The following is a 236-nucleotide window of genomic DNA, read 5'->3' as shown; positions in this document are numbered from 1 at the left end:
ACTGTTCTCACCCATGCTCTGGAGCATCAGCGTGGCCAGCGATACCCACAAGGAGATTAACGGCCTCACGCTCTTACGATGACGGGCCTGAGTGGAGATAAACAACCAGCTGTTGTCATAGCGCGCCTGCGTCATCCAATCGCGGATAGTAAAAGGGGGCCGGGTTCCGTCATCCAGTCCCTGTAGATAGCGAAGGGCTTTGGCGTAGTTAGTCACTACCGAGCGAATGGAAATGG

General features: G+C 55.1%; 1 protein-coding gene. It reads right to left on the bottom strand.

Annotation, left to right across the window (positions count from 1 at the left end; genetic code table 11):
* Positions 1-236 (bottom strand): type IV secretion system DNA-binding domain-containing protein (locus RTW80_RS30785; RefSeq protein WP_312722051.1); only part of this gene is annotated, 236 nt, incomplete at both ends.

Origin of the sequence: Escherichia sp. AM3, from assembly GCF_032029835.1 — a bacterium.
Classification (GTDB): Bacteria; Pseudomonadota; Gammaproteobacteria; order Enterobacterales; family Enterobacteriaceae; genus Escherichia; species Escherichia coli.
Note: the sequence above shows the minus strand (reverse complement) of the source record. Positions and strands in the feature narration are given on the sequence as shown.